The following is a 7,285-nucleotide window of genomic DNA, read 5'->3' on the forward strand; positions in this document are numbered from 1 at the left end:
TAAACCATATGCATTACTCTTAAATATCAATAATTTTTATGGTGCTTTTAATTTAATGAAAATGTAATATATTTCATTAAAATTTAAACTATTAAATATAGATTTGATACTATAACTTAACCTTTTTTTAATTAATAAATATTTTTGAAGAAATTTATTTATCATGAAAAACATACTAATAGTGATAAAATATTTACAGGGTAATTGAAATGAAAATTAAAACTATCTCAACAGATGTATTGATAATCGGATCTGGTGGAGCAGGTTCAAGAGCAGCTATTGAAGTTGATGATGCGGGATTAAAAGCCACAATTGTATCAAAAGGTCTTTCATTCAGGTCTGGCTGTACCGGAATGGCTGAAGGCGGATACAATGCCGTTTTCAAGACAGTGGATAAGGACGACTCAATTGAGGCACACATACATGACACACTAAAGGGCGGAAGCTATCTAAACGACGAAAAGCTGGTCGAGATTTTAGTGAGTGAATCACCAAAAAGGCTAATAGATCTGGAAAATTACGGCGCCCTGTTCGACAGACAGGAATCAGGCGAAATTGACCAAAGGCCATTTGGAGGACAAACCTACAGAAGAACCTGCTATCAGGGCGACAGAACAGGTGCAGAACTGTTGAATGCCCTTAAAGAAGAGATTATCAAAAGAGATATAGAATGCATCGAAGAAGTAATGATTACATCCCTTGTAACCGACGGAGATGAGGTAATCGGTGCAACCGGACTTGACCTGAAGGATTCAAGTCTGATATATTTCAAGGCAAAAGCTACAATTCTCGCAAGCGGAGGTGCCGGACAACTATACCCTGTAACATCCAACACCTTCCAGAAAAACGGGGATGGCTATGCAATAGCTTACCGTGCAGGAGCCGACTTGATTGATATGGAACAGATACAATTCCACCCTACAGGAATGGTAGCTCCAGAATCCAAAAAAGGAGTGCTGGTTACCGAAGCAGTAAGGGCTGAAGGAGGTAAGCTCATAAACAAGGACGGCGAAAGATTCATGAGCAAGTACGCTCCGGAAAAAATGGAGCTTGCAACACGTGACGTCGTGGCCCGTTCAATCTATCAGGAAATCATCGAAGGCAGAGGAACCGAAAACGGAGGAGTCTACCTTGACATTTCCCACCTTGACGACGACTACATCGATGAAAAGCTTGAGACAATGGTCCTGCAGTTTGACAACGTCGGAGTTGACATCAAACACGACCCTATTGAAGTGGCTCCTACAGCACATCACTTCATGGGCGGTTTAAAGATAAATACCGACGGATCATCCAGCCTCAAAAACCTGTTTGGAGCAGGAGAAGTCTGCGGAGGAGTTCACGGCGCAAACCGTCTGGGAGGAAACGCACTGGCAGACACTCAAGTGTTTGGAAAAATCTCAGGTCAAAGCGCATCCGATGCTGCAAAGGACAGCGAACTTAAAAGCAACGATGAGCAAGTTGAACTTGAAGCTTCCAGAATTGAAGGCTTAATCAAAAAAGGAACAATAAAACCACAGGAATTCAAAAACAGAATCAAGTCATTAATGTGGGAAAAAGTAGCTATTGTCCGTGATGAGGAAACACTGAATGAAGGACTTAAAGAATTGCTTGAAATGCAAAAAGAACTTGAAAACCTGGATGTCAGTGACAATAAACAGTACAATAACGATTTGGTAACCGCCCTTGAAGTAATAAATATGGTTGAAATCTGTATTCTAACCGTAAAGTCTGCAATATTGCGTAGAGAAAGTAGGGGAGCACACTTCAGATCTGATTTCCCTGAAACAAAAGACGAATGGAAAAAGAGTATTGTACAAAATAAAAAAGAAATAAAATTTGAAGCTAGATAGCTTCTTTTAAACTTTTTATAGCTTCACGAGCCTTTTCATAGATTTCCTGCTCATCCAAAACGGTTAATTTCTTATTTTCCATTAATATTTTACCGTTACAGATGGTGGTATCTACATTAGAACCGTTTGCTGAGTAAATTACATTGGATGTCAATGTGGAACTGTCAGGAACCATGTTGGCAGAATTTGTGTCAATTAAGATGATATCTGCTTTTTTACCTACCTCAATAGAACCGATCTCATCATCAAGGCCTAAAGCTTCAGCACCTTTAATGGTACCCATTGCAATAGCTTCATGAGAATTCAATACATTAGGGTCGAGAGTTGATACCTTCTGAAGTAAGCTGGCAGTTTTTAACTCTTCAATTAAATCCAAATTATTGTTTGAAGAAGCACCGTCAGTACCTATGGAAACGCATATGTCATTTTCAATCAGTTTGGAAACCGGAGCAATTCCTGAAGCCAGTTTCATGTTACTGCATGGGTTGTGGGAAACCTTCACATCATTTTTCTTGATGATTTCTATTTCCTCGTCACTTAGCCATACGCTGTGTGCAGCAACTACGTCAGGGCCTAATAATCCAATCTTGTCCAAATATTCAAATGGTCTGAGTCCTTTCTCAGCAGTGACATCATTAATTTCCTTTTGGGTTTCGGAAACGTGTATGTGAATGCCCATATTGTATTCATCAGCCAATTGACGGGTTCTTATTAACAGTTCCTCTGAAGCTGTATACGGTGAGTGAGGGCCAAAGAATACCTTGATTCTTCCGTCAGCCATGCCGTTGCAGTTCTTGAACAATTGCAAGTTTTCGCTCAATTCAGCTTCCCTTTTTTCCGCATCGCCAAAGTCAATCATTCCGTAGGATAAAACAGCCCTTAAACCTGCCTCATCAACTGCACGTGCAACATCTTCCATATAAAAATACATGTCGGAAAATGTTGTTGTTCCTGATTTAATGAGTTCTACCGCTCCCAAAAGAGCGCCTATGTAACAATAATCACCATTGAGGTTAGCTTCCATCGGCCATATATGATCATTGAGCCAGCTGTCCAAACTTAAATCATCCGCTAAACCTCTAAATAAAGTCATTGATAAATGAGTATGAGTATTAATAAATCCCGGAAGTAAAATCTTTCCTTCCGCATCAATTATCTTATCAGCATTGCTTTCATCGATTTCTTCTGAAATTTCTGCGATTAAATCATTTTTAATTAAAAGAGATTGTTTTTTTTCTTCAAAATTATTTGGGTTTAAAATTACTGCATTCTTAATCAAAATAGTATTATCTGACATAATAACACCTTAAAAAAATAAAAAAAAGTTAAAAACTTATTTATAAGTTTTTAATTGCTAATTTAATATCTTCTGCTTTAATAGTTTTACGTTTTGCGATTTTAGCAACTTGGTTAGCTTCTTTAGCAACATCACGAGCAACTTCTTCTAAGTATGCAGCTAATTCTGCTTTTGCATCTTCGCTAACTCTTTCAGCACCAGATTCTTTAATGATCCTTGCAATAGGAGCTTTTGGTATTTCAGACATGTTTTTCACCTCACATAAGTTTATTACTAACTTATGATTTACAGCCAAAATCATAAGTTAAATAACAATATAAGATAACTTAATATTTAAATATTTTGCAAAATTGTGCTCATATTTTAAAAATATAATTAAATTATCTAAATAAATAAAAAAGTAATACTTAAAAGTATTTAAAAGATTATTAATAATATAATATAAGATAAAAAAATTGAGTGAAATAATGAAAATAAAAATTGCCGTTCCATCAAAGGGAAGAATAAGTGAACCTTCAATAAATATCTTAGAAAAAGCAGGTTTAGGATTAATTGATAAAAACAACAGAAAACTAATATCCAAGACATTTAACGAAAATATAGAAGTAATGTTTGCAAGAGCTTCCGATATTCCTGAATTTGTAAATGATGGAGTTGCAGATATGGGAATAACAGGTGTAGACTTAATCAAGGAAAATGAAGCTGACGTTGAAGAGCTTCTTGACTTGAGATTCGGTCAGACAAAACTCGTTCTGGCCGCTCCCGAAGAGTCAAACATCAATTCGGTTGACGACATTACACCGGACATGAAAGTTGCCACCGAGTTTCCGGTACTTACAAGAAAATACCTGGAAAGCAAAGGGCTTAACTTGAAGATTGTGAAACTGAGCGGATCTACAGAGGCCGCACCATTCATTGGAATAGCCGACTTAATCACAGACCTGACAAGTACAGGCACTACACTGAAAATGAATCATCTCGAGATTATAGACACAATCCTTGAAAGTACCATCAAAGTTATAGCCAACAGGGAAAGTCTGGTTGACAAGAAGGAATTAATTGAATCCGTCAGCACAAGCATTAAAGGGGTTCTTGATGCGGACAGAAAGAAACTGATTATGATGAACGTTAAAAACTCTGATTTGGATAAAGTTAAGAAAGTTATGCCGTCCATGGGTGGTTTAACAATTTCTGAAGTTTTATCTACAGAAAAAACAGTGGCCGTTCAAGCTGTTATTGATGAAAAACAAGTATTTGAACTTGTAAACGATTTGAGAAATGCCGGTGCAAAAGACATACTTGTTGTGCCAATTGAAAGAATAATATGAACATAGCAATAATACACTCCACATCAAGCAAATCAACGGAAAAATCCTGCAGAATATTATCTGATAAGATTAATTCAGAAATTAAGCTGATACCAATTGAAAAAGCGAAAGCAGAGTGTATTCTAAAATACAATTACATTATCATTGCATGTTCGGCCTATGACGGCAAGGTGCAAAACGCAGTTAAAAGATATATTTCAAGAAACATCAGGACTTTAAAGGAAAAGCCGATTGCTTTGATTTTGAACTGCGAAGAGGGAATAGATATTGCTGAAAGATTGAACAGGGCATTTACAGAGGAATTAGTGAATTCATCACTTATCTGCACAAACTTCGGATATGAGTTGGACCCTGATGAGGGAAACATTATTGAAAAGAGAAAAATAAATAGTATCATTGACAATTATAAAAAGGAAGGTAAAAGATTGCCTGCCTTGAACATGAATGAAATTGATAAGTTTGCCGATTACATTAATAACATGATTGAAAAAAGGGTTGATTAAAATTTTTAAACTAAAAAACATAATTTCAATAAAGGATTTTGAAAGGGAAGACATTGAATATATCCTTGATGAAGCGTCAAAATTGGAAAATGTCGCAAAATCTAGAGAGATATCTGAAGAATTGAAGGGTAAAATATTGGGTTTGATGTTTTTTGAGCCTTCAACAAGAACAAGAATGTCATTTGAAACTGCAATAAAACGTCTTGGAGGAGATGGAATCGGATTTGAAAGCAGCGGATCAAGTTCAGTTTCCAAAGGTGAAAGCATTGCAGATACAGCAAAGATGTTTGAAGGATACAGCGATGCGCTGGTAATCAGACATGAACTTGAAGGAGTATCCAAATTCATTTCAGACATTGTTGACGTTCCTGTAATCAATGCAGGTGACGGAGCAGGCCAACACCCAACACAGACCCTGCTTGACCTATACACAATCAAAAAGGAAATCGGCGAAATCGACAACCTGAAAATAGCCCTGATCGGGGACTTGAAATTCGGCCGTACCGTGCATTCACTATCAAATGCATTGGGATTATTCAAAAACGTTAAAATTTATTTGGTATCCCCTCCTGAGCTTAAGATGCCTCAGGAAGTTCTCCATGACATCAACAAGACAAATGTCACATGGATAGAAACAGAATCAATTGAAGAGATAATCGATGATGTTGATGTATTATACGTGACAAGAATACAAAAAGAGCGCTTCGGTGACATTAACGATTATCTGAAAATCAAAGGTGCTTATATAATAAATAAAAAAATGTTGGAAGGTAAAGACTTGATTGTAATGCATCCTTTACCTAGAATAGATGAAATCGACACTGATGTCGACAATACAAAATACAACAAATATTTCACTCAGGCTGCAAATGCAGTTCCTGTGAGAATGGCAATCTTAAAAACATTAATAAAAAACAACCCTAAATAGAGTAAAGGGTTGTTTCAAGTAATGTTTCATCACATTGAAGTTTAATAATATTTGTTCTTCCTTTTCCACGACCACGTGAGACGGTATTTGTAGATATGATACCTAACAGTTCCAGCTCATTGATGAAGTCAAAAATTCTTCTGTAGGTAACCGCATCCTTTTTGGAAATTTCCTTGTATTCATCATACAGTTTTCCTGATGATATCTCTTCACCCTGTTTGGTCAGGATTAAAATTGCCTCTAAAACCCTTTGCTGTTGTGGCGGTAAAGTGGAAATAATTTCAATTACCTTATTGTGTTCAATAGTATCCTTAGCTCTTCTTACGTGTTCGCTAGTAACTTTTTCTGAATCCTCATCAAAAGCCAATTCGCCAGCATTTTTAAGTAAATCCAAAGCATATCTGGCGTCACCTTCTTCTTTTGCAGCCATAGCAGAACACAATGGTATAACATCGCTTTCCAAAACACCTTCCCTGAATGACAATTCAGCCCTTTCCTTTAAAATGTCAGCCAGCTGATCAGCGCCGTAAGGTGGGAAAACAATTTCCTTATCATTCAAACTGCTGGTAACCCTGGACTTGATTAAATTCTTAAAGTCCAAATAGTTACTGATGGACAATACGGAAACGTTATCGGTTCTTGTTAATGTGTATAATATTCCATCGCCGTCCTTGTCAAGCAAAATATCGATTTCGTCCAAAATGACAATCAAATGCAATTTTCTGCCGAAGGCACTTGTTCTGAATATGTCCCTGAATGTGTTTACAACTTCCCCCTTGGTCCATCCACGGTTTGGAACGTCACGCCCGAGCTTATTGCATAGCTGCGCAATAACCTGATATTCAGTAGTGTAGTCAGTGCATCTAATGTATTCAACCTTTACAAAAACATTTTTCTTATTAGCTATCTCAAGTAGCTGTTCACGTGCAAATTTAGATGCTGCTGTTTTTCCAGTTCCTGTTTTTCCATATAATGTAACATTGGACGGAGTTACGTTGTTTAAAACATCAACCCAGTATTTAGCTATTTGTCTTATCTGTTCATCTCTGTGTACTAACTTTTCTGGTAAAAATCTGTGATCTAGTGGCGCTTTATCCTTAAAGATACTTTTCGAAACTAAATCTCCCCAATCATCTTCTAAATCTTCAAAAACATTAGACATTAATACCACCACATAAAATTATGAAAAAAATAATAGTATAATTTCCAGTGTTAATAATATTAGAAAGCTAATAAATAAAGCTTTGTATTACAATATTGCACATAGTTAATAAAAATGGGAAAAATGCGTAAAATCAAATGATTAAAAATGGTTAAAAATTACATAAACAATCTGAAATTACTCAAAATCTTAAAAAAATAATTATATATTCTGT

7 protein-coding genes are annotated in these 7,285 nt (G+C 36.3%); 4 read left to right on the forward strand and 3 right to left on the reverse strand.

Features of this window, described 5'->3' with window-relative positions; genetic code table 11:
- Positions 1-209: 209 nt before the first annotated feature.
- Complete coding sequence (gene tfrA, locus ACKI30_RS07350; RefSeq protein WP_407411229.1) at positions 210-1,853, forward strand: fumarate reductase (CoM/CoB) subunit TfrA; 1,644 nt, start codon at positions 210-212, stop codon at positions 1,851-1,853.
- Here tfrA and ACKI30_RS07355 read toward each other — a convergent pair.
- Positions 1,846-3,150 carry an amidohydrolase family protein gene (locus tag ACKI30_RS07355; protein WP_407411231.1) on the reverse strand — a complete coding sequence of 435 codons (1,305 nt, stop codon included), beginning with the start codon at positions 3,148-3,150 and terminating at the stop codon, positions 1,846-1,848. The two genes, tfrA and ACKI30_RS07355, sit on opposite strands and share 8 nt — an antisense overlap.
- A 40-nt stretch (positions 3,151-3,190) precedes the next feature.
- Positions 3,191-3,397 (reverse strand): histone family protein, encoded by a 207-nt coding sequence (locus tag ACKI30_RS07360; protein ID WP_292738747.1) that lies wholly within the window; start codon positions 3,395-3,397, stop codon positions 3,191-3,193.
- Between the two features lie 220 nt (positions 3,398-3,617).
- On the opposite strand from ACKI30_RS07360, the gene hisG reads away from it, so the two are divergent.
- The 3 genes from hisG to pyrB are packed head-to-tail and all read left to right on the forward strand — an operon-like array spanning position 3,618 to position 5,909.
- Entirely contained in the window at positions 3,618-4,478 is an 861-nt protein-coding gene (gene hisG / locus ACKI30_RS07365) for an ATP phosphoribosyltransferase (RefSeq protein WP_407411233.1), read from the forward strand.
- Positions 4,475-4,981 (forward strand): flavodoxin domain-containing protein, encoded by a 507-nt coding sequence (locus tag ACKI30_RS07370; protein ID WP_407411235.1) that lies wholly within the window; start codon positions 4,475-4,477, stop codon positions 4,979-4,981. The genes hisG and ACKI30_RS07370 overlap by 4 nt, the downstream gene beginning before the upstream one ends.
- On the forward strand, positions 4,974-5,909 hold the full coding sequence (gene pyrB / locus ACKI30_RS07375) for an aspartate carbamoyltransferase (RefSeq protein WP_407411237.1): 936 nt from the start codon (positions 4,974-4,976) through the stop codon (positions 5,907-5,909). The genes ACKI30_RS07370 and pyrB overlap by 8 nt, the downstream gene beginning before the upstream one ends.
- Here pyrB and ACKI30_RS07380 read toward each other — a convergent pair.
- The gene (locus tag ACKI30_RS07380; protein ID WP_407411239.1) at positions 5,902-7,071 is read right to left on the reverse strand and encodes a Cdc6/Cdc18 family protein; all 1,170 of its coding nucleotides are present in this window, start codon (positions 7,069-7,071) and stop codon (positions 5,902-5,904) included. The genes pyrB and ACKI30_RS07380 overlap by 8 nt on opposite strands.
- Between the last annotated feature and the right edge of the window lie 214 nt (positions 7,072-7,285).

The organism is Methanobrevibacter sp., from assembly GCF_045539575.1.
Lineage (GTDB): Archaea > Methanobacteriota > Methanobacteria > Methanobacteriales > Methanobacteriaceae > Methanocatella.